The following is a 21980-nucleotide window of genomic DNA, read 5'->3' on the forward strand; positions in this document are numbered from 1 at the left end:
AACGTTATCGACAACGATTGACATCCGATTTGCCCCAGGTGCAGACTCTTCGCCAACCCGGGCGCTGTCACGCCCCGTCCAACTCGGCCGAAGTCGTCAGGAGTGGACCCACGATGTTCGCAAAACGCCGGATCCCCGTTCTCGCCGCGCTGGCGGCCGTCGTTCCGCTCGCGCTCTCGGCGTGCAGCGGGGGGACCGAAACCCCCGCGCAGCCGAGCGGTCCGGTCACCCTCACCTGGTGGCACAACGGGACGACCGACCCGATCAAGTCGATCTGGGAGAAGGTCGTCGCCGACTACCACCAAGCGCACCCCGACGTCACGATCAAGGCGCAGCCGCTGCAGAACGAGGACTTCCCCACCAAGGTGCCCCTCGCGCTGCAGGGTGCCGAGCCGCCGGACGTCTACCAGTCCTGGGGCGCCGGGGACCTGGCCTCGCAGATCACCTCGGGCAAGGTCGCCGACATCACCGACGCCACGAAGCCGTGGATCACCGAAACCACCGGCAAGTTCGGGGAGAACTGGCAGGTCGACGGCAAGCAGTACGGGGTGCCGTTCGAGCAGCACTTCGTCGGCTTCTGGTACCGCAAGGACCTCTTCCAGCAGGCGGGGATCACCACCCCGCCGAAGACGATGGAGGAGCTGAACGCCGCGGTCACGCAGCTGAAGGCCAAGAACATCGCCCCGATCTCGGTCGGCGGCAAGGACCGCTGGCCCGACGCCTTCTACTTCAACTACTTCGCCATCCGCGAATGCTCGGCCGACGTGCTCAAGCAGTCGGTGAAGGCGGTCAAGCTGGAAGACCCGTGCTGGACGAAGGCCGGCCAGGACCTGAAGAACTTCCTGGCCACGCAGCCGTTCCAGACCGGGTTCGCCGGCACGCCCGCCCAGCAGGGCGCGGGCAGCTCCGCCGGCCTCGTCGCCAACGGCAAGGCCGCCATGGAACTGCAGGGCGACTGGGAGCCCGGCACGATGTCGGCGCTGACCGAGGACAAGCAGCTGGATTCGAAGATCGGCTGGTTCCCGTTCCCGTCCGTGGCCGGCGGCCAGGGCGACCCGGCGGCCGTGCTCGGCGGCGGTGACGGTTTCGCCTGCACCACCCGCGCGTCGAAGGCGTGCGCGGACTTCCTGCAGTACCTGGGCAGCGAGCCGGTGCAGACGCAGCTCGCCGCCCAGGGGGCCGGCCTGCCCGTCAACACCGTCGCCGCGAAGTCGCTGAAGACCGACACGCTGCGGGCCGTCTACGACTACGGCACGAAGGCGCCGTACCTGCAGATGTACTTCGACCGGGCGTTCCCGACCGCGGTCGGCGCCGCGCTGAACGACGCGGTGGCCAACATGTTCGCCGGTCAGGGCACCCCCGAAGGCATCGTGACCGCCGTCAACCAGGCCGCGGCGGGTAACAAGTGACCACGGCGACGACCCCGGTGCGGACGGCGGCGCGGCCGTCCGTACCGGCGGTCGGCGCCCGGCGGCGGCGGTCCGGCCTGCGGAAGCGGCTCGAGCTGGCGCTGCTCCTCGGTCCGGCGTTGCTGCTGTTCGCCGGGTTCGTCCTGGTGCCGATCGGGATCGCCGCGTTCTACAGCCTGTTCAAGTGGAACGGGTTCGGCCCGCTCGACGAGTTCATCGGTTTCGACAACTACGTCGACGCCTTTTCCGGGACCGTGTTCCAGAGCGCCATCGTGCACAACCTGATCATCGCGGGACTGTCGATCGTGGTGCAGCTGCCGCTGTCGATCGGGCTGGCGATGCTGCTCAACCGGAAGCTGCGGGGCCGCGCGGTGCTGCGCGCGCTGGTGTTCGCGCCGTACGTGCTTTCCGAGGCGATCACCGCGGTGATCTGGGTGCTGATGCTGCAGCCCAACGGGTTCGCCGACCAGGTGCTCAAGGGAGCCGGACTCGGCGGGCTGGTCCACCAGTGGCTGGCCGACCCGGGCATCGTGCTCTACACGCTGTTCGCGGTGATCACCTGGAAGTACATCGGGTTCGGCATCATCCTGCTGCTGGCCGGCCTGCAGGGCGTGCCGGCCGAGCTGCGCGAAGCCGCCGCGCTCGACGGCGCGTCGGCCTGGCAGACCACCCGTCACGTCGTGCTGCCGCTGCTCGGGCCGACCATCCGGATCTGGATCTTCCTGTCGGTGATCGGCTCACTGCAGCTGTTCGACGTCGTCTGGATCATGACGACGGGCGGCCCGGCGAACGCGTCGACGACGATGGCGACCTACCTGGTCGACCACGGCTTCAAGCGCTACGAGTTCGGGTTCGGCTCCGCCGTGGCGGTGATCCTGTTCGTCATCTGCTTCGTGTTCGCCCTGCTGTACCAGCGGTTCGCGCTCCGCCGCGACACCCAGGGCGCCCTGACGAGGATGGTGGGCTGATGCGGTCACGCCGGTTCGGCCTGTCGGTCGGCTACCTCGCGGCGATCGTCGTGCTCGGGGTGACCGTCGTGCCGCTGCTGTTCGTCGTGCTCGGCGGGTTCCGCAGCAACGCCCAGCTCAACAACGACCCGGCCGGGCTGCCCGGCCCGTGGATCTCGGACAACTACGCCTCGGTCCTCTCCTCGGGCTCGTTCTGGACGTTCCTCGGCAACAGCGCGCTGATCGCGGTGATCGCGACCGGGGTCGCCGTGGGACTGGGGTCGATGGCCGGGTACGCGCTGTCGCGGTACCAGTTCAAGGGCCGCGAAGGGTTGTACACCCTGTTCACGCTCGGCCTGCTGTTCCCGCTGACCGTGGCGACGCTGCCGTTGTACCTGTGGCTGCGCCAGCTGGGCATGCTCGAGAGCTTCTGGGGCGTGGCGATCCCGGAAGCGGCGTTCTCGCTGCCGGTGACGATCGTGATCCTGCGCCCGTTCATGCACGCGATCCCCGGCGAGATCGAGGACGCGGCCGTGCTCGACGGCGCGAGCCGGCTCGGCTTCTTCTGGCGCATCCTGCTCCCGCTCTCGACCCCGGCCCTCACCACGGTCGCCGTCCTGGCCTTCGTCACCAGCTGGAACGCCTACCTGCTGCCGCTGCTCGTGTTCAACGACTCCGCGCACTTCACGCTTCCGCTCGGCGTCGCGACGTTCCAGTCCCAGTACTCCCAGGACACCGCCCGCGTGCTCGCGTTCACCGCGCTGTCGATGATCCCGGCGCTCGCGTTCTTCGTGCTCGCCGAACGGCGCATCGTCGGCGGGCTGACCGGATCCGTGAAGGGCTGATTCAGGAGGTCTGCCGTGCCGTCCGAGGTACACCGTCGTGCCTTCTTGCAGTTGCTCGCCGTCGCGGGCGCCGGATCGGCGGCGCTACCCGGCCTCGCCGCGGCCGGGACCGGATTCCCGCTGGTGTCGCGGGGGAAGGCCGCGACGATCGTCGTGAGTCCCGGTGATCTGCCGGGGGTCCGGCGGGTCGCGGGCGACCTGGCCGCCGACGTCGAGCGCGTCACGGGCGTTCGTCCCGCCGTGTCCGGTGTGGTCCCGGAGCACGGGCCGGTGGTGCTGGTCGGCACGTTCGGCCACAGCCCGCTGGTGGACTCGCTGGTCTCGGCCGGCCGGCTGGACGTGGGCGGGATCGCCGGGAAGTGGGAGACGTCGCTGAGCCAGGTCGTCGATGGGCGGCTCGTGCTCACCGGCAGCGACCAGCGCGGCGTCATCTACGGCGTCTACGAGGTCTCGCGGCGGATCGGCGTTTCGCCGTGGTACTGGTGGGCAGACGTTCCGCCGCGCAGGAGCGCCGAACTGCACCTCCCGGGGGAGCGGTTCAGCCTCGGCACCCCGCACGTGAAGTACCGCGGGTTCTTCGTCAACGACGAGAACCCGGCGCTCGGCACCTGGGCGCCGGAGTACTTCGGGCCGGGCCACGCACCGGGCTTCCCGAACGGTTTCAACCACCTCTTCTACGCGAAGGTGTTCGAGACCCTGCTGCGGCTGCGGGCCAACTACCTGTGGCCGGCGGTGTGGGGACGGGCGTTCGCCGAGGACGACCCGCTCAACCACGCCACGGCCAAGGAGTACGGCGTCGTCATGGGCACCTCGCACGAGGCGCCGATGATGCGCGGCATCGAGGAGTGGAACCGGCACGCGACGCCCGGGCACGACCCGTACGGCGGCACGGGGGAGTGGAGCTTCCGCCGCAACGGCGAGGCCATCAAGGCGTACTGGACCGATGGCATCCGCCGGATGGCTCGTGAGGGCTTCGAAGGCGTCGTCACGCTCGGCATGCGCGGCAACGGCGACGTCAGCCTGCCCGACGGCGACGGCATCGAGCTGATGCGGGAGATCCTCGCCGCCGAGCGGGACATCCTCGCGCGCGAACTGAGCACCGACGTCCCGCAGGTGTGGACGCTCTACAAGGAGGTCCAGCGGTACTGGGCGAAGGGCCTGCGCCCGCCGGACGACGTCATCGTGGTGTTCACCGACGACAACTGGGGCAACATCCGCAAGCACCCGGACCTCTCGCTGCCCCCGCACCCGGGCGGGTACGGGCTGTACTACCACTTCGACTACGTCGGCGGCGGGCGCAACTACAAGTGGGTCGACACCGCGCTGATCGCGAACACGTGGGAGCAGCTGAACCAGGCCGCCGCCTACGGGAACGACCGGCTGTGGGTGGCGAACGTCGGGGACATGAAGGGCAACGAGCTGCCGCTGCAGTTCTTCCTGGACTACGCCTGGAACCCCGCGGCGTGGCCGGCCGAACGGCTGTCCACGTGGGAGCGTCAGTTCGCCGCGGAGAACTTCGGCTCCGCGCTGGCGGCCGAGATCTCCGGGCTGCTGCACGACTACGGGCGGCTGCAGTCGCGGCGGAAGCCCGAGCTGCTGAACCGGCGGATCACCCTCGCCCCGGACGGCACCATCACCTACGACGACCAGGCGACGCCGTTCAGCCTGGTGAACTACGGCGAGCTGGACCGGGTCACGGCCGAGTGGCAGGACCTGGGGGCCCGGGCCGCCCGGATCTCGGCCCGGGTGCCCGCGGCCTACCGGGACGCCTTCTACGAACTGGTGCTCTACGAGGTCCAGGCGTCGGCGAACCTGTACGCGCTGCGGCGCGCGGAGTTCACCAACCTGCTCTACGCCGCACAGGGGCGCGCTTCGGCGAACGGGCTCGCCGCCGTCACCGAAGCCCGGTTCGCCGACGACCTGGCGCTGGCGGAGAAGTACAACACCGGCGTCGCGGGCGGGAAATGGCAGGGCTTCCAGACCCAGCCGCACATCGACTACGGCGACGTCGACCGGTACGGGCCGAACGCGCCCTGGCAGCAGCCGGAGCTGAACAACGTGGCCCTGCCGGACGTGATCTTCCCGGCGGTGCGCCGCCTCGACGTCCCCGCCGCCGCCTCGCTGGGCGTGGCGGTCGACGGGTCGCCCGAGGCGTGGCCGGGCGCCGCGGGACGGCCGGTGCTGCCGGAGTTCAGCCCGTGGCAAAGCGCGCCGGCCCAGTACATCGACGTCTTCAACCGCGGCCGGACGCCGTTCCGCTGCACGGTGACGCCGGGCGCGCCGTGGGTGCGGGTCGAGCCGCGCGGCGGGCGGGTGGAGGAGGAGCTGCGGATGACCGTGCGCATCGACTGGGCCCGGGCGCCCCGGGGCACGACGACGGTGCCGATCACGGTGTCCGGTGCCGGCGCTTCGGTCGTGGTGGACGCGGTGGTGGGGAACCGCGAGCTGCCGGTCCCGTGGCGCCGCGGGTTCGTCGAGGCGGGCGGGTACGTGTCGGTGGACGCCGCGCACTGCAGCGCGAACGTCGCCGCCGGGCCGCTCGCGTGGCGGCGGGTCCCGGACCTGGGCATGACGCCGTTCCCGGTGACGGCGGCGAGCCGGGCACCGGGGTCGGGCCCGCGGCTGGAGTACCGGATGACGCTGTTCACGGCGGGCCCGGTCACGGTGTGGGCCCGGCTTTCCCCGCGCAGCAACGTCCTGGCCGGGGACGGGCTGCGGTACGCGGTCTCGTTCGACGACGCGGAGCCGCAGGTCGTGAACATCACGAAGGCGACGGGCGCCGACGACACCTCGATGAACCGCCAGTGGGAGCGGACGACGTCGGACAACGTGAACCTGACGTCGACGGCGCACGTGGTGGGAGAGGCGGGCCCGCACGTGCTGAAGTTCTGGATGGTGGACCCGGCGGTGGTGCTGCAGAAGCTGGTGGTGGACACGGGCGGGCTGCGGCCGAGTTACCTGGGACCGCCGGAGAGCCTGCGGTGGCCGGGATGAAGCGGGCCGCGCGGCCTCACCGCGGCGAGACCGCCGGTGCCGGCGCGGCTCGCCCGTCCCCGCGGCACTTTCACGTGAAAGTGCGGCGGTGCTCGCCGCCCGCGGCGGCCGGCCGCTACCGCCGGCCGGTGGAAAGGGCTTCGCTCGGCCGGTGTGCCGGGGCCGCCGTGCTGTGCCGCACCACCAGGCTCGTCGCCAGCTCCACCCGGTGGCTCGCCGGGGTCACCCCGCGGGCGAGCGAAATCGCCAGCCGCGCGCCGGCCGCGGCCATCTCCTGCAGGGGCTGGCGGATCGTCGTCAGCTCCGGGGTCAGCCAGCGGGCGATCGGCAGGTCGTCGAAGCCCACCACGCTCAGGTCGTCCGGGATGCGCAGGCCCGCGCCGCGGGCGGCTTCGTACACGCCGAGGGCCTGCAGGTCGCTGCCGGCGAACACCGCCGTCGGGGGATCCGGGAGGGTGAGCAGCGATGCCAGCTCGCGGTAACCCGAGCGGACGTGGAAGTCGCCGCGGCGGACCAGGGCCGGGTCGAACGCCAGGCCCGCCGTCTCCAGGGCCGTGCGGTAGCCGTCGATGCGCGCCCGGCTGCACAGCACGCCTTCCGGACCGCCGATCATCGCGATCCGGCGGTGGCCCAGCTCGACCAGGTGGCGGGTCGCGGTCAAGCCGCCCTGCCAGTTCGTGGCCCCGATCGAGGGCGTCTCCGGGCCTGGGGCACCGGCCGGGTCGACCACGACCAGCGGGATGTCGCGGGCGCGCAGCTTGGCCAGCTGCCCGCCGGTGAAGTCCGAGCACACCGAGACGATGCCGACCGGGCGGCGGGCGAGGACGCTCTCCAGCCAGCTCTGGCCGGGGGTGTGCCGTCCCGAGGATTCCGCGAGCACGACCGCCATTCCGTTTTCGCGGGCGACGCACTCGACCCCGCGGATGATTTCGAGCGCCCACGTGCTTTCGAGTTCGTGGAACATCAGTTCCAGCAATCGCGAACGGCGGGACCGTTCGTCGGCCCGGCGGCGGTAACCGTATTTCCCGATGACCGCTTCCACCCTGGCCCGGGTGCTTTCGGCGACGTCGGGTCGGCCGTTCAGCACTTTCGAAACGGTCGGCACCGAAACGCCGGTCTCGGCGGCGATCCGGGCGATCGTGACCCGGGTCGCGGTCGGCTCGAGATCCTCGGACTTCGTTGTCATGGGAGAGATTCTAGGTCATCGAAACCCGATTTGAAACGCTTCGAAACTTTCGGTTCACCATTGTCGATGGAAGGGTGAAGATGCTGAGAAGAATTCCGAAGAAACGCGTCGCGCTGGTGCTGGCCGCCGTCGCCGGTATCGCGGTCTGGCAGGCGCCGTCCGCTTCCGCGTCGGTTCCGCTGCAATACGCCACGAACCGTTACGTCGGCAGCGCGGTGGCCGCGTCGTACCTGGCGTCGGAACCCGATTACCGGGCCGTGCTCACCCGCGAATTCGACAACGTCACCCCCGAGAACGAGATGAAGTGGGGCACCGTCGAGGCCGTCCGCGGGCAGTACGACTGGTCGGGCGCGGACGCGATCGTCCGGTACGCCCAGGAACACCACAAGACCGTCCGCGGGCACACGCTCGTCTGGCACTCCCAGCTCCCGGACTGGGTCGCCGGGTTGCCCGCCGGCGAGCTGCGCCGGGTCCTGCGCGACCACATCACCACGGAAGTCAAGCGGTACCAGGGAAAGGTCCGCGCCTGGGACGTCGTCAACGAGCTCTTCAACGAGGACGGCACGCGGCGCGACACGGTGTTCCGGCAGAAGCTCGGGGACGGCTTCGTCGCCGACGTCTTCCGCTGGGCGCACGCGGCCGACCCGAAGGCGACGCTCTACATCAACGACTACAACATCGAAGGCCGGAACCCGAAGAGCGACGCCGTGTACGACCTGGTGAAGACCCTGCGGCGGCAGGGCGTGCCGATCGGCGGCGTCGGGGTCCAGGCGCACCTGTCGATCCAGTACGGCTTCCCGGCGGAGTACCGCGCCAACCTGGCCCGGCTGGCGAAGCTCGGCGTGGACGTCGCGATCACCGAGGCGGACGTCCGCATCCCGACCCCGCCCGACGCGGCGAAGCTCGCCACCCAGGCGAGCTACTTCGACCAGCTCTGGGACGGCTGCCAGGCGGTCCGCCGCTGCGTCGAGTTCACGACGTGGGGCTTCACGGACCGCCATTCCTGGGTGCCGGACGTGTTCCCCGGCGAGGGGGCGGCCTGCCTCTTCGACGAGAACCTGCACCCGAAACCGGCCTACACCCGCATCAACCCCTGACCGGGCCGGGGCGCAGCCCGGGGGCGGCGAGCGCCGCCAGGACGCGGGGAACCGCCTCGACGGTGGCCGGGCGGCCTTCGTGCATGAGCACGACGCCGCCCGGCCGCACCGCCGAAGCCGCCGTGACGATCTCGTCCGCGGAGGCGCCCGCCCAGTCGCGGGTGTCGACGCTCCACAGCACCTCGGTGAGCCCGTGGGCGGCGACGGCCGACGCCACGGACGGATCGGTGTCGCCGTAGGGCGGCCGGAACAGCACCGGGCGGGCGCCGGTGAGCGAGACCAGGAGGTCCTGCGTCCGGCGGACCTCCCGGTCGCGGGCCGCGGGGCCGAGTGCGGTGAGCCGCGGGTGCGTCCACGTGTGGTTGCCGAGCACGTGCCCCGCGGCGGCGATCGCCCGCACCAGGGCCGGGTGCGCCGCCGCGTGCTCGCCCCACAGGAAGAACGTCGCCCGCACCGCGCCGAGGGCGGCCAGCAGCGCCGGCGTGGTCGACGGGTACGGGCCGTCGTCGAAGGTCAGCGCGACTGCGTCCACCCCGCCAAGGTCACCCGGCGGGGAGGCGGGGGCAAGGACTTTCGGCGGGTTTCGTCAGCGGGCCAGCGCCGCGAGCCGCTTCGGCGTCGGCCAGCGGACGTTCCACGCCCAGCCGAGCTTCTCGAACAGCCAGATGACCCGGGCCGAGATGTCGATCTGGCCGCGCAGCGCGCCGTGACGGGCCGACGTCGGGTCGGCGTGGTGGGTGTTGTGCCAGGACTCGCCCATCGACAGGATCGCCAGCGGCCAGAAGTTGGCCGAGCGGTCGCGGCTGGCGAACGGGCGCTCGCCGATCATGTGGCAGATCGAGTTGACCGACCACGTCACGTGGTGCTGGAAGGAGATCCGTGCCAGTCCCGCCCAGAGGAACGCGGTCAGCGCGCCCCACCACGACAGCGTGAGCAGGCCGCCGAGCAGCGCCGGGAGCAGCAGGCTCACCACCACCCACAGCGGGAACAGCCGGTCGACCACGCGCATGTCGCGGTCGGCCGCCAGGTCCGGGGCGAACCGGTCGACGTTGGTCTTGTCGCGGCCGAAGAGCCAGCCCATGTGGGCGTGCCAGAACCCGCGGGCGAGCGCCACCGCGGAGGTGCCGAACAGCCACGGCGAGTGCGGGTCGCCCTCGCGGTCGGAGAAGGCGTGGTGCCGGCGGTGGTCGGCGACCCAGCCGATCACCGGGCCCTGGGCGGCGAGGCCGCCGGCGATGGCCAGCGCGATCCGCAGCGCCCGCTTCGCGCGGAACGCGCCGTGGGTGAAGTAGCGGTGGTAGCCGACGGTGATCCCGAGCGTCGACACGACGAAGAACCCGCCGCCGATGGCCAGGTCCAGCCAGCTGACGCCCCAGCCCCAGAACACCGGGACGGCCGCGGCGAGCGCGAGGAAGGGGACCAGCAGGAACGTGCGGATGGTGATCAGCTCGGCGACGGTCTGGCGGCCGGAGAGGACGGGTTTGGGTATCGAACGGGGAGCCTTCACGGAGGCGGTCATGCACTACTCGATTCGAGGATCTCGGCGCGCGGGACCTGGTCCTCGCGCGGGGGCCGGGGAAGTGAGCACCCGGCGATCAGCGGTCTGCGGTGGGCCGGGCTCGTCGCCGCTCCTGCCGGCGATCGGCCTCGGTCGCGAGAGCGCGGCCGGCCGGACGCCGGCTCGAGGGGATGCTCTCGACACCGTCCACGTTACCTGATCGTTGTGAGAGCGCAGTGTGGCCGCGCACGAAGAAGGCCCCCGCCCGGTGGGGGCGGGGGCCTTCGGGTGCCTCGTGGCTCAGATGACGCTTACGCGCTGGGCCTGCGGGCCCTTCTGGCCCTGGCCGATTTCGAACTCGACGCGCTGGCCCTCGTCGAGCGACTTGAAGCCGGTGCCCTGGATCTCGGAGTAGTGGACGAACACGTCCGGGCCCCCGCCGTCCTGGGCGATGAAGCCGAAGCCCTTTTCACCGTTGAACCACTTGACACTGCCCTGAGCCATACCTATACCCACTCTTTGTTAGTGAGCCGGTGCACCCCGTTCGGACGCCCCGGTCTCGGGACCATTCTCGCACTACTGCCCGTACCCGGGTCAAACCCCCCAGTCAGGCCGCAGCGGCAGGCCCATCCCGCCCGCGCTGTCGGTGCGCACGCCCAGGACCTGGTGCAGCTCGATCTCCCGTCGTTCGAAGGCCAGCCGGCAGGCCGCGAGGTAGAGCGCCCACACGCGGCTGCGCCCGGCGCCGGCCTCGCCGACGGCCTCGTCCCAGTGCTCGTCGAGGTTCGCGCACCACCCGGCCAGCGTCAGCGCGTAGTGCTCCCGGAGGTTCTCCGAGTGCCGCACCTCCAGGCCGCTGTCGTGCATCGCCGTGACGATCTCACCAGGGGCTTCCAGCTCGCCGTCCGGGAAGACGTAGCGGTCGATGAACCCGCGCGAGCGGTGGGCGACGCTGGTGTCCGGGTTGGTGATGCAGTGGTTGAGCAGCCGTCCGTGCGGCTTGAGCTTGCCGGCCAGGAAGCGGAAGTAGCCGGGCACGTTGCGCGCCCCGATGTGCTCGGTCAGGCCGATCGAGGAGATCGCGTCGAACCCCGTTTCGGTGACGTCCCGGTAGTCCAGGTGGCGGATCTCGGCGCGGTCGGCCAGGCCGAGGGCGACGACGTTCTTCTGCGCCCACTGCGCTTGTTCACGCGAAAGTGTGACACCGAGCGCTTCGACGCCGTAGTGCCGGACGGCGTGCGCGACCATCCCGCCCCAGCCGCAGCCGACGTCGAGCAGCCGCATCCCGGGCTTGAGGCCGAGCTTGCGGCAGACCAGGTCGAACTTGTTGGCCTGCGCCTCCTCCAGCGAGGCGTCCGCGGTCGGGAACACCGCGCAGGTGTAGGCCATCGAGGGACCGAGGACGAGCTCGTAGAAGCGGTTCGAGACGTCGTAGTGGCTGGCGATGGCCTCGCTGTCGCGCTCCTTCGAGTGCCGCAGCGCCGTCAGCCCGCGGCGGAACCGGCTCGGGTGCTCCTCGGCGGGCGGCTTGACCAGCCGCAGGTGGCCGGGGCCGAGCTTGCGCAGCAGCCACAGCCGGTCGGCCGGCGTCAGCTGGTCGACCTGGGCCGACAGCGCGTGCAGCGCGGTGTACAGGTCGCCGGAGACCTCCAGCGCGCCGGCGACGTACGCGCGGGCCAGGCCGAGGTCGCCGGGGGAGGACATGAGGTAGTCGAGCGCCAGCGGCGAGCACACCCGGATGGCCACGGGGGCGTCGGCGGGGCCGCTGCTGCTGCCGTCGTAGGCGGTGATCGACACGGTGGCGCGAGGGCCGAGGAGCCGCTCGAAGACCTCGCCGACCGTGGTGCTTGCCTGGGTCACGTTCGTTCCTTTCACCGGCGGCGGACGCATTTTTCGTAGAGGCCGAGCAGCCGCTCGCGCGGGTCGTAGGTCCGCTTGAGCTCGGAGTAGGCGTCGCCGTTGTAGAGCCGCCAGAACTCGTCTTCGGAGTAGAAGCTGTCCGAATAGAGCGACTTGTGCCCGCCGAGCCGGGTGACCTCGGCTTCGATCATCCGGTTGTGCACGCCGTCGCGCTCGCCGGGCGCCAGCGGCACCGCCGACCAGAACCCGAAGTTGACGTAGAGCTCGGCGGGGTCGAGTTCGTAGAGCGGCCAGCGCACGCCGCCGGGGCGCTGGCGCAGCGGGCAGATCCAGACGGGGCTGATCGGGATCTCCCGTTCGAAGAACTCGAGGAACTCCGCGGCCCGGGTGAGCGGCACCTCGATGTCCTGCACGATGGTTTCCTCCGGCGGCAGGCGCCGGAGCTTGAGCAGCCGTTCGGCGATCTTGAACCGGCGGTCGAGCGCGACGGCCTTCCAGTACACCGACGACCGGAGCAGGCGGCGGCCGAGCAGCAGCCGCGGCAGCCGGTGCTGGACGCCGAACGCGCGCGAGCACCAGAACCAGTCGGTGTCCCAGCGCCACAGATAGTCGCGGACGGTGAGGTGGTCGGTCTCGCGCCGCCGGATGGACCGGTAGTAGATGTCCAGCCAGGTGTAGTCGCTGGTCGACGGCGCGGAGTCGGTGAAGGTGCCGAGCGTCAGGTAGAGCTCGTCCGGACCGAAGACCGTGCCGTCGACGAAGTCCTGCTCGCCGTTCTCGCACACCTCGCCCAGCGCGCGGAAGAAGGTGTCCCGGTCGTGGTAGCGGACGTGGCGGAGCTCGACGAACGGTTTGACCGGTTCGAGCAGGATCCGCAGCCGCAGCGCGTAGCCGAGGGTGCCGTAGGAGTTGGGGAAGCCGTGGAACAGCGCCTGGTGCTCGTTGTCCGGCGTGGCGACGACGATCCGGCCGTCGCCGGTGAGGACCTCGAGCTCGAGGACCGACTCGTGCGGCATGCCGTTGCGGAACGACGAGGACTCGATGCCGAGCCCGGTGACCGCGCCGCCGAGGGTGATGGTCTTGAGCTGGGGCACGACCAGCGGCATCAGCCCGTGCGGCAGCGTGGCGTCGACCAGCTGCTCGTAGGTGACCATCCCTTCGACGTCGGCGGTGCGGGTCGCGGGGTCGACGCGCAGGACGTGGCTGAACCCCGAGACGTCGAGTCCCGGGTGCCGCGTGGCGGCCCGGGACCGGAAGAGGTTCGAGGTGCGCTTCGCCAGCCGTACGGTGGCTTCGCCGCTGATCTCGGTGAGCTGCCGCCGCAGGGCGTCGACGCGGGCTTCGTGCTCGGGGAACGCCGGGCCCGGACGGGCTTCGGGCACCCCGGCCTGATCGATGGTCACGACTCGATCCTGCCTCACGGACCAGGTGGGCGCACGGTCCCGGTGCCTACTTCAGCGCCATACCGGGGATGCGGGCGCGGATCGCGTCCAGCTCGGCTTCGTCGGAGATGCCCTGCCAGTCGTGGCGCGGGGTGTAGGGCCCCTCGAGCGCGCGCACCTCGTCGTCGGAGAGCACGACGTCGAGCGAGGCGACGGCGTCGTCGATCTGGCCCACCGAACCCGCCCCGACCAGCGGCGCGGTCACGACGGGCCGGCTCCGCAGCCAGGCCAGCGCGATCTGCGCGCGGCTCACGCCGTGGGCCGCGGCGACCTTGCCGACGGCGTCGACGATCGCGCGGTTCGAGGTTTCCTCGGCGGGGGAGTAGAGCAGGTCGGCGAAAGCGCCGTCGGTGCCGGACCGCGCGGTCGACTTCGCGTCGTCCCAGGCCCGCGCCAGCCGGCCGCGGGCGAGCGGGCTCCAGATGATCGTGCCGACGCCTTCGTCGAGGCACAGCGGGATCATCTCGCGCTCCTCTTCGCGGTGCAGCAGGTTGTAGTGGTCCTGCATGGACACGAACCGGGCCCAGCCGTGCGCCCGCTGCGTGTGGAGGGCCTTCGCGAATTCCCAGGCGTGCATCGAGGACGCGCCCAGGTAGCGCACCTTGCCGGCCTTGACCAGGTCGCTCAGCGCTTCGAGGGTCTCTTCCAGCGGCGTCGCGTGGTCGTTGCGGTGCACCTGGTAGAGGTCGATGTAGTCGGTGCCGAGCCGGCGCAGCGAGTGGTCGACCTCGGTCATGATCGCCTTGCGGGAGAGTCCCTTGCCGTTCGGGCCCGGCCGCATCGGGTGCCGCAGCTTGGTGGCGATCACCACGTCGTCGCGGTCCGCGAAGTCCTTGAGCGCGCGGCCGAGGATCTCCTCGCTGGAGCCGTTCGAGTACATGTTCGCGGTGTCGAAGAAGTTGATGCCGGCGTCGAGCGCGTGCTTGATCAGCGGGCGCGCGTCGTCCTCGCCCAGCGACCACACCGGGTGGCCCCGGTCGGGTTCGCCGTAGGTCATCGCGCCGATCGCGATGGGGGAGACGTCGAGACCGGTGGTGCCGAGCTTCACGTACCGCATGGGTTCTCCTGCCGAAGGCAACTCGCGGAGGATTCTCCGCGAGTTCGAAACTAGCGGAGAGTCCTCCGCATGTCAAAGATGGGGCATGATCGGGGCATGACCGACGGGACGTACGGCACCCAGCGCAAGGCCGCCGCGCGCAACCGGGTGGCGATCATCGAGGCGGCGCACGAGCTGTTCGCGGCGAACCCGCTGGTGCCGCTGAGCGAGGTCGCGAAGCACGCGGGCGTCGGCGCCGGGACGCTCTACCGCCACTTCCCGTCCCGCGAGGACCTGATCCTGGCGGCCTACCAGCACGACATCGAGCGCCTGACCGGCGAGGCCGACGCCGTGCTGAGCCGGCAGCCGTCGGCGAAGGCGGCGTTCGTCGAGTGGTTCGAAACCCTCGCCGGCTACATCCGCCTCAAGCACGGGCTGGGTGACGCCCTGCACAGCGCCGCGGCCCAGGACGTGATCAGCGCTTCGTGGGCCCCGGCGACCGCGGCGGTGAAGAAGCTCGTCGACGCCTGCGTCGCGGAAGGCACGATCGCGCCGGGCCACGACCCGGCGGACATCATCATGCTGATGAGCTTCCTCTGGCGCGTGGCCGACGACGAGGACGGCGCGGCACAGGGGCGGCGGCTGATCGCGGCGGTGTTCTCGGGGCTGTCGGCAGCACCCACGCGGCTCTGAGCGCAGGGTGATCCGCGCCGCGCCCGGTGTCGGCGGCGCCACGGCAGGGGAGCGACGCCGGTTCGGGTGGGCCTGATCGCCCGCGCGGGTGCGCTGTGTGCGGGTGCCGCCGGTGTGGGCGGGGTCGATCCGCGAGGCCGGGGTTGGGTGGCGCCACGGCAGGGGAGCGACGCCGGTTCGGGCGGGCCTGATCGCCCGCGCGGTGCCCGGGACCCGGTGCGTGCGGGGGCCGATCGCGAACCCGGGATTGACCCGCGCCACGGCGGGGTACCCGCCGTCCGGACCGCGGGGATCCCGCGGCGGGCTGGGGAAAGCGAGGCGGCGTTGAGCATTCTGATCGACTTCGGGCGCGACACGGAGTTCTCGTTCGAGCGGCGGTTGCGCGGATACGTGGAGGCGGTCGCGAAGGCCGTCGGTGTGGGGCTGGAGTCCTGCGCGTTCGACGCGGGCACGCCCGCTGCGGCGTACATCGCCCTCGACTGGCGGCTGTCCCGCTTCCCCGACCACGATCTCGCGCTCGTCTGGGACGAACGGCACGGCTGGGCCGCGGCGCTCGAAGGCGCGGCCGGCGATCCTTCGACGGTCCTGGCCCACCTCGGCGGCGAAGCCGTCCCCGAACCCCGTGCGGTGGTCCGGTTCCTGGCCGCCGTACGCGCCGGCGACCCCGGCGCCGGCTCGCTCGAAGCGCCGGCACTGCGCGAAGCGGGCGACCACGAACGGCTGCTGAGCACCCTCGCGGCGCGGCAATAGTTCCGTAGCCGTACGGGGCGGCTCCCCGGTTGTTTACGTACCCGGCGTCACCGGAAAGTGACCGGCAGCAACCTCGAAAAGGAGCTGCCGTGAACTCGAGACAACGCTTCCTGGGTGCGTTCGCCGCCGTCCTCGCCCTCCCGCTGTTCGCCGTGCCCGCCGCGCAGGCGGGCGGCAACCCGCCCGCGGTCACCCCGCTCGGCGGGACGCCGCTGCCGGCGGGCGTTTCGCCTTCTTCGGTCGGCGGGACACCGGCGTCGGTCCAGGACTACCCCTTCATCATCGCGGGGCTGCGGGAGGGCGGGTCGCGGCCGCTCGGGCAGACCTGCACCGGGTCGGTCGTCGCCCCGCGCAAGATCCTCATCGCCGCCCACTGCAAGGCGGCCGAGGGGCAGAAGTCCTTCCTGTACGGGCTCGACGACCTGAGCGCCGGCGGTGGCACGCCGATCGGCGTCGTCAGCTACGACACCCACCCCAAGTACGTCAACTTCGACCAGGGCTACGACGTCGCGGTGGTGACCACCGACCGGGACGTCCCGGTGCCGGGCGGGCAGTACGCGAAGGTCGCGACCTCGGCCGACACCGACCTGAACAAGCCGGGCAAGACCGGGCTCGGGCTCGGCTACGGCAAGAAGGACTTCAACGACAACACCCGTGACGTCACGCTCACGAAGTTCAGCCTGCCGATCGTGGCCGGGAGCAACTGCAGCGGGGTCGGTGCCGGCTTCCAGGAAGCCACCATGATCTGCAGCGGTTACGCCGACGGCCACGTCACGATCCTGCCCGGCGACAGCGGCGGGCCGCTGCTCGTCGACGGCAAGGTCGCCGGGGTCGCGTCGTGGAGCCGCAGCGACTTCAAGTGGTACAGCGTCTACGGCCGCCTCAACAACGACATGGGCGACTGGGTGAAGCAGCAGATCGGCGACGTGACGCCGCCGGAGACGTTCGGCCTCGGGGTAACGCCGGGCGCGGTCAAGACCGAGCCGGGCAAGTACGTCTCCGCGTCGGTGACGAGCACCGCCGGGAAGAACGGGCCGGAGCGGGTCGACCTGACCGCGGCCGGCCTGCCGGACGGGGCGAAGGCGACGTTCCAGCCGTCGTCGATCACCTCGGGGGAGACCGCGAAGCTGACCGTCGAAACGTCCGCGAGCACCCCGCAAGGGGACTACCCGGTCACGATCACCGGCACCGGCGCGAGCGGCACGGCGACCGCCAAGCTGACCCTGACCGTGGGCACCGGCCAGCCGCCGACGGGCGACCTCAAGGTCAGCGTCGACCCCGGCAGCGGGACCGTGCAGCCCGGCTTCTTCACCACCGCCACGGTCACCGTGGCCGGCGGCACCGGCACCGTGACGCTGTCGGCCACCGGGCTGTCGTTCGCCCCGTTCTTCAACCCCTCGACGGTGAACGGCAGCGGCACGTCGCGGATGCAGGTGGTCGGGCCGTTCCAGCGCGGGACCTACCCGGTCACCGTCACCGCGAAGGACTCCACCGGGAAGACGGCGACGGCGAAGTACACCCTGACCGTCCAATGAGGACGGGGAGCGGGGAGGCGCCGGCCTCCCCGCTCCGGCGTCAGAAGGTGATCGTGAAGCCGTCCAGCGTGCCGGTGTCGAACCGGTAGACGTCCTGCACCCGCAGCTTCCAGGTGCCGTTCGCGGGCTCCGCCGCCGCGTTGACCGTGTAGGTGGTGTGGAGGCCCGCGGCCGAACCGGTGCCACCGGCCTTCTGCAGCGGGAAGACCGCACCACTCGGCCCGATCAGGTCGACGGCCAGGTCGCCGGTGTAGGTGTGGCTGATGTCCACCTTCACCGGCAGTGCCGCGGAGGCCTTGCCGTCGCAGCCGTCCTGGGTGACCGAGCTGGTGACCGCGGCCCCGGCGTCCGGGATCGCCACCGGCGTCGTGTTCGACCGGGCGCCGCACCGCGACGGCGGGGTGCCACCGCCGATGAACGACACGTTCAGCAGTTTGTTCGGCGACCCGCTCCCGGCGTTCTTGACGACGCCGGAGGTCGCGCCGCCGACGAGCGCGTCCCGCACCTGCTGCGCGGTGGCACCCGGGTTGGCGGCCAGGTAGAGCGCGGCGGCGCCGGTGACGTGCGGGGTCGCCATGGACGTGCCGCTCATGTTCGCGCTGCTGCCGTTCGGGAGCCCGAGCGACGTGATGTTGTTGCCCGGCGCGAAGAGGTCGGTGCAGCTGCCGTAGTTGGAGAAGGACGCGCGGTTGTCGTTCTCGTCGGAGGCGTTGACCGTGATCGCCTCGGGGACGTGCGCGGGGCTCGTGTTGCAGGCGTCGGTCGAGCTGTTGCCCGCGGCCACCGAGTAGACGATCCCGGCCGCGATCGACCGCTTGATCGCGTCGTCGCCGACCCCGACCTGGTCCATGGTCAGGCTCATGTTCGCCACCGCGGGCTTGGCGGCGTTGGCCGTGACCCACTCGATCGCGTCGACCGCGGCGGAGTCCGGGCCGTTGCCGGAGCAGTCGTTGCCGAGCACCTTGAGCCCGACGAGCTTGACCTTCTTCGCCACGCCGTAGGTCTTGCTGCCGATCGTGCCCGCGGTGTGCGTGCCGTGGCCGTTGCAGTCGCTGCCGTTCCCGCCGACGAAGTCCTTGCCGATCGACGCGCGGCCTTCGTACTCGGGGTTGTCCGGCTTGATCCCGGTGTCGAGGTCGTAGGCGGTGACGCCCTCGCCGGTGTTCGGGTAGGTGTAGGAGTTGTCGCGGGGCAGGTTCGCCTGGTCGATGCGGTCCAGGCCCCAGGTCGGGTTGGTCTGCGTGCCCGCGATCCGGGCGGTGCCGTCTTCGTAGACCGCGGCCACCGCGGGGTCGGCGGCCAGCCGCCGCGCCTGCTGCGCGCTCAGGTGCCGGGCCGAGAAGCCGTGCAGGACCCGGGAGTACGTCGACCGGACCTCCCCGCCGTACCGCCCGGCGAGCGACGCCGGTACGACGAGCGACTGGGCGTCCTTCAGCACCACGATGTACTGGTCGCCGTAGTGCTGCCGGGCCGGGACCACGGTGCCCTCCGGCTGCGCGGCGGTCGCGACGCCGGCGGTGGCCAGCGCGGCCACGACCGCCGCGGCGACGGCGCCCGCTTTTCGGTGAACTGTGCGCATGCTTCGACTCCACTCACTCGAACAGGTGAATCGCGGCGCGGTGACCGAGAGCCACCGCTGTCTCACTGTCGGGTGGGCTCGCCTGCGCTAACAAGCGAGGCAGCGCCCCGTAGGCCTACGTAACTAATGCCTTTCCCGGTCCCCTACGAAAGTTCCTTGCCCGCCCGTGCGGGTTCCGCGCGCCCGAACGGCGGACTTAAGCTCCGGTCACCGGACAGGGTGGTTCGGTACGCGATGCCGCTTTTCAGGGGGGCGGGCGATGACGAACGGGATCGTGGCCAGTACCGGCTCGCCGGTCCTGATCGGGCGGACGGCCGAGCTGGCCGCGCTGGTCTCCGCCGCGCTGCGCCCGCCCGCGGTCCTCGTGCTCGAAGGGGAGGCGGGCGCCGGGAAGACCCGGCTGGCCGCCGAACTCCTGGCCCGTCCCGAACTCGCCGGGGCCCGCGTGCTGGCCGGCCGGTGCCGGCCGCAGCGGGAGCCGTTTCCGCACGGCGTTGTCGTCGAAGCGCTGCGGGACGCCGGAAAGTACCTGCCGTCGGCCCCGCCGCCCGGTCCGCTCACCGGCGTCCTCGGCCGCCACCTGCCGGAGCTCGCGCCGCTGCTGCCCGCGGCGCCGGAACCGCTCGGGGACCGCCGCGCCGAAGCGCACCGGTTCTTCCGCGCGGTCCGCGAACTGCTGGACCTGCTCGGCCCGCTGGTGCTGGTGATCGAGGACGTCCACTGGGCCGACGACGGTTCGCGGCGGCTGCTGCGGTTCCTCATGGGCGACCTGCCGGCCGGGACGGTCCTGCTGGTGAGCTACCGGCCCGAGGACGTGCCGGGCGGGCTCCCGCTGGGCGGCGCGCACCGGCCGGCCCCGGGCAGTTCGACCACGCTGGTCCGGCTCGGCCCCCTCGAACCGGACGGCGTGCGGCAGCTGGCCTCGGCCCTGCTCGGCGAGCCCGGTGTGTCCGACGCCGTCGCGGCCCGGCTGCACGAACGGACGGCCGGGATCCCGTTCGTCGTCGAGGAGGTCGTGCACGCGCTGCCGGTCCCGGTCACCGACGGGGCGCTGGACGCGGTCGAGGTGCCCACGCTGGTGCGCGAAGCGACGGTCGAACGGCTCGGGGCGTTGCCGCTCGTGGCCCGGCGGATCGCCGAAGCCGCCGCGGTGCTCGCCGAGCCCGCGCCGGTCGAGCTGCTCACGGCGGTCGCGGGACTGGGCGCGACCCGCGGCCGGCAGGCGCTCGTCCTGGCTCTGGAACGGGCGGTGCTGGTCGAGGCCGCCGAGTGCCGCTACGGGTTCCGGCACGACTTCGCGCGGCGCGCGGCGTACGGCACGATCCCCGGGCCGGTGCGGCAGGAACTGCACCGGCGGGCCGTCCGCGTGCTGGCCGGACGGCGCCCGGAGCCGTGGCTGCGGCTGGCCGAGCACAGCCGGAAGGCCGGGAACGCGGCCGACGCGCTGCGGTACGGCGAAGCCGCGGCCGACCGCGCGATCGACGCGGGGGACCCGGCGACCGCGATCGGGCTGCTGCGCGCGCTGCTGGGCGGGCCGGAGCTCGATCCGTCCGCTGTGGACAGGCTGGCGGCGAAGCTGGCGTCCGTGGCCGCGAACGGGGTTTCGCAGGCCGAGGTCGTCGCCACGCTGGAAGGGCTGTTGTCCGGCGACCGGCTGTCCGGGCGGCTGTCGGCGGAGATCCGGCTGAGCCTCGGGCTGCTGCTGGCCCGGCAGGCCGGCGGCCTGGAGGCGGCGCGCGCCGAGATCGAGGTGGCGCTGCCGGGACTCGGGCACCGGCCGGACCTGGCCGGGCGGGCCATGGCGGTGCTCGCGCAGCCGTGGATCGGCGCGACGCCGTTGCGCGCGCACCTGCCCTGGCTCGACCGCGTCGACGGGCTCATCGCCACCGCGGCCGACGCGCGGCTGCGGCTGACGCTGATGGCCAACAACATCCCTTCCCGCCTGCACATCGGCGACCCGCGCGCGTGGGCGGCGCTCGACGCGGCCCCGGTGAGCGCCGGGTCGGCCGAGGAACAGCGCCAGCTGGCGCGGCTGTACTGCAACGCCGCCGACGCGGGCGCGTGGACCGGGCACCACCGCCGGGCCCGCGGCCTGCTGGAACGCGGGATGCAGCTCGCGGCCGACGCCGGGACGCCGTACGTCGTCAGCACGGCACGGACCACCGGGGTGCACATCGACTGGCTGAGCGGTGCGTGGGCCGGGCTCGACGAGCGCGCGCGGGCGCTGCTGGCGGAGTACCGCGACCTGCTGCCGGTGAGCAGCGAGCTGTCGCTGGTCCTGGGCCTGCTCGCGAGCGCGCGCGGTGCCTGGGACCGGGCCGCCGCGTGCTTCGCGGTGACCGGCGTCGACCGGCCGGAGAACGCGTTCACCCCGGTGGTGGTCGCCGCGCACGGCGGGATCGCCGGGATGCTGCTGGCCCAGGACGCCACCGAAGCGGCGGCCGCCGAAGCCGCGCGTGGCCTGGAACTGGTGCGCACCAAGGGCGTCTGGGCGTGGTCGGGCGACCTGGTCCCGGCCGCGGTGGTGGCGTTCTGCCGGACCGGCCGCGCGAGCGAAGCCGGTGCCGTGCTCGCCGAGCTCGACCGCGAGACCCGCAACCTGGCGGCACCGATGGCCCGGACGGTCCTCACCGAGGGACGCGGGATCGTCGCGGCCCACGACGGCGACGTGGCCGGTGCGGCCGACCTGTTCGACGAGGCCCGCGCCCGCTACGAGCGCCTTTCGGCGCCGTACCCGGCGGCACTGGCGGCCGAACGCCGGGCGCGGTGCCGGTTCGAGGCCGGCGACGTGGCCGCGGCGGGCGAGTTCGGCGACCTGGCCGACGCGTTCGCCGCACTGGGCGCGACCCGCGACGCCGCCCGGTGCCGCCACACGTTCCGCTCGACGGGCGCCACGGCCCCCTCCCGCCGCGGCCGCCGCGGCTACGGCGACGAACTGTCCCCGCGCGAACGCGACGTGGCCCGCCTGCTGACCGACGGGCACACGAACCGGGAGATCGCGGAGGTGCTGTTCCTGTCGCGGCGCACGGTCGAGCAGCACGTCGCCAACGTGCTGCGGAAGCTCAAGGTGCGGTCGCGGGGCGAGCTCGTGGGAGTGCGGACGGGGTGA

At 72.0% G+C, this 21980-nt stretch carries 17 protein-coding genes; 9 read left to right on the top strand and 8 right to left on the bottom strand.

The features are described from left to right. The first annotated feature begins 113 nt into the window (after positions 1-113). Genes AB5J73_RS35090 through AB5J73_RS35105 form a run of 4 tightly spaced genes read left to right on the top strand, consistent with a single transcriptional unit; the run spans position 114 to position 6195 of the window. A complete protein-coding gene (locus AB5J73_RS35090; protein ID WP_370963102.1) occupies positions 114-1409 on the top strand; it encodes an extracellular solute-binding protein in 1296 nt (431 codons plus the stop codon). Beyond that, a complete protein-coding gene (locus tag AB5J73_RS35095; protein WP_370963103.1) occupies positions 1406-2377 on the top strand; it encodes a carbohydrate ABC transporter permease in 972 nt (323 codons plus the stop codon). The genes AB5J73_RS35090 and AB5J73_RS35095 overlap by 4 nt, the downstream gene beginning before the upstream one ends. After that, positions 2377-3201 carry a carbohydrate ABC transporter permease gene (locus AB5J73_RS35100; protein WP_370963104.1) on the top strand — a complete coding sequence of 275 codons (825 nt, stop codon included), beginning with the start codon at positions 2377-2379 and terminating at the stop codon, positions 3199-3201. Before AB5J73_RS35095 ends, AB5J73_RS35100 begins: the two co-directional genes overlap by 1 nt. A 15-nt stretch (positions 3202-3216) precedes the next feature. Continuing rightward, on the top strand, positions 3217-6195 hold the full coding sequence (locus tag AB5J73_RS35105; RefSeq protein WP_370963105.1) for a glycosyl hydrolase 115 family protein: 2979 nt from the start codon (positions 3217-3219) through the stop codon (positions 6193-6195). Positions 6196-6310: 115 nt separating this feature from the next. Here AB5J73_RS35105 and AB5J73_RS35110 read toward each other — a convergent pair whose 3' ends face one another. Next, complete coding sequence (locus AB5J73_RS35110) at positions 6311-7381, bottom strand: LacI family DNA-binding transcriptional regulator (protein ID WP_370963106.1); 1071 nt, start codon at positions 7379-7381, stop codon at positions 6311-6313. Between the two features lie 80 nt (positions 7382-7461). On the opposite strand from AB5J73_RS35110, the gene AB5J73_RS35115 reads away from it, so the two are divergent. Next, positions 7462-8478 (top strand): endo-1,4-beta-xylanase, encoded by a 1017-nt coding sequence (locus AB5J73_RS35115; protein WP_370963107.1) that lies wholly within the window; start codon positions 7462-7464, stop codon positions 8476-8478. On the opposite strand, the gene AB5J73_RS35120 is transcribed toward AB5J73_RS35115, so the two are convergent. From AB5J73_RS35120 to AB5J73_RS35145, 6 genes are all read right to left on the bottom strand, one after another. Beyond that, entirely contained in the window at positions 8468-9010 is a 543-nt protein-coding gene (locus AB5J73_RS35120; RefSeq protein WP_370963108.1) for a polysaccharide deacetylase family protein, read from the bottom strand. The genes AB5J73_RS35115 and AB5J73_RS35120 overlap by 11 nt on opposite strands. A gap of 54 nt (positions 9011-9064) precedes the next feature. Beyond that, positions 9065-9997: an acyl-CoA desaturase gene (locus tag AB5J73_RS35125; protein ID WP_370963109.1), complete on the bottom strand. Its 933-nt coding sequence runs from the start codon at positions 9995-9997 to the stop codon at positions 9065-9067. 279 nt (positions 9998-10276) lie between these two features. Continuing rightward, positions 10277-10480 carry a cold-shock protein gene (locus tag AB5J73_RS35130; protein WP_086680104.1) on the bottom strand — a complete coding sequence of 68 codons (204 nt, stop codon included), beginning with the start codon at positions 10478-10480 and terminating at the stop codon, positions 10277-10279. A gap of 90 nt (positions 10481-10570) precedes the next feature. Then, positions 10571-11866, bottom strand: coding sequence for a class I SAM-dependent methyltransferase (locus tag AB5J73_RS35135; protein WP_370963110.1), 1296 nt, complete (start codon positions 11864-11866; stop codon positions 10571-10573). Continuing rightward, a complete protein-coding gene (locus AB5J73_RS35140) occupies positions 11848-13239 on the bottom strand; it encodes an FAD-binding oxidoreductase (protein ID WP_370963111.1) in 1392 nt (463 codons plus the stop codon). The genes AB5J73_RS35135 and AB5J73_RS35140 overlap by 19 nt, the downstream gene beginning before the upstream one ends. A 46-nt stretch (positions 13240-13285) precedes the next feature. Further along, positions 13286-14335, bottom strand: coding sequence for an aldo/keto reductase (locus AB5J73_RS35145; protein WP_370963112.1), 1050 nt, complete (start codon positions 14333-14335; stop codon positions 13286-13288). Between the two features lie 96 nt (positions 14336-14431). Here AB5J73_RS35145 and AB5J73_RS35150 point away from each other — a divergent pair, with 96 nt between their 5' ends. The 3 genes from AB5J73_RS35150 (at position 14432) to AB5J73_RS35160 (ending at position 17292) form a co-directional block, all read left to right on the top strand. Continuing rightward, complete coding sequence (locus tag AB5J73_RS35150) at positions 14432-15007, top strand: TetR/AcrR family transcriptional regulator (RefSeq protein ID WP_370963113.1); 576 nt, start codon at positions 14432-14434, stop codon at positions 15005-15007. Positions 15008-15331: 324 nt separating this feature from the next. Next, positions 15332-15757, top strand: a complete 426-nt coding sequence (locus AB5J73_RS35155; protein WP_370963114.1) for a DUF6292 family protein — start codon at positions 15332-15334, stop codon at positions 15755-15757. Between the two features lie 89 nt (positions 15758-15846). Next, a complete protein-coding gene (locus AB5J73_RS35160; protein WP_370963115.1) occupies positions 15847-17292 on the top strand; it encodes a trypsin-like serine protease in 1446 nt (481 codons plus the stop codon). A gap of 40 nt (positions 17293-17332) precedes the next feature. On the opposite strand, the gene AB5J73_RS35165 is transcribed toward AB5J73_RS35160, so the two are convergent. Next, entirely contained in the window at positions 17333-18871 is a 1539-nt protein-coding gene (locus AB5J73_RS35165; RefSeq protein ID WP_370963116.1) for a S8 family serine peptidase, read from the bottom strand. A 259-nt stretch (positions 18872-19130) separates the two neighbouring features. Here AB5J73_RS35165 and AB5J73_RS35170 point away from each other — a divergent pair, with 259 nt between their 5' ends. Then, on the top strand, positions 19131-21980 hold the full coding sequence (locus tag AB5J73_RS35170; RefSeq protein WP_370963117.1) for an AAA family ATPase: 2850 nt from the start codon (positions 19131-19133) through the stop codon (positions 21978-21980).

Source organism: Amycolatopsis sp. cg9 (assembly GCF_041346945.1).
Classification (GTDB): Bacteria; Actinomycetota; Actinomycetes; order Mycobacteriales; family Pseudonocardiaceae; genus Amycolatopsis.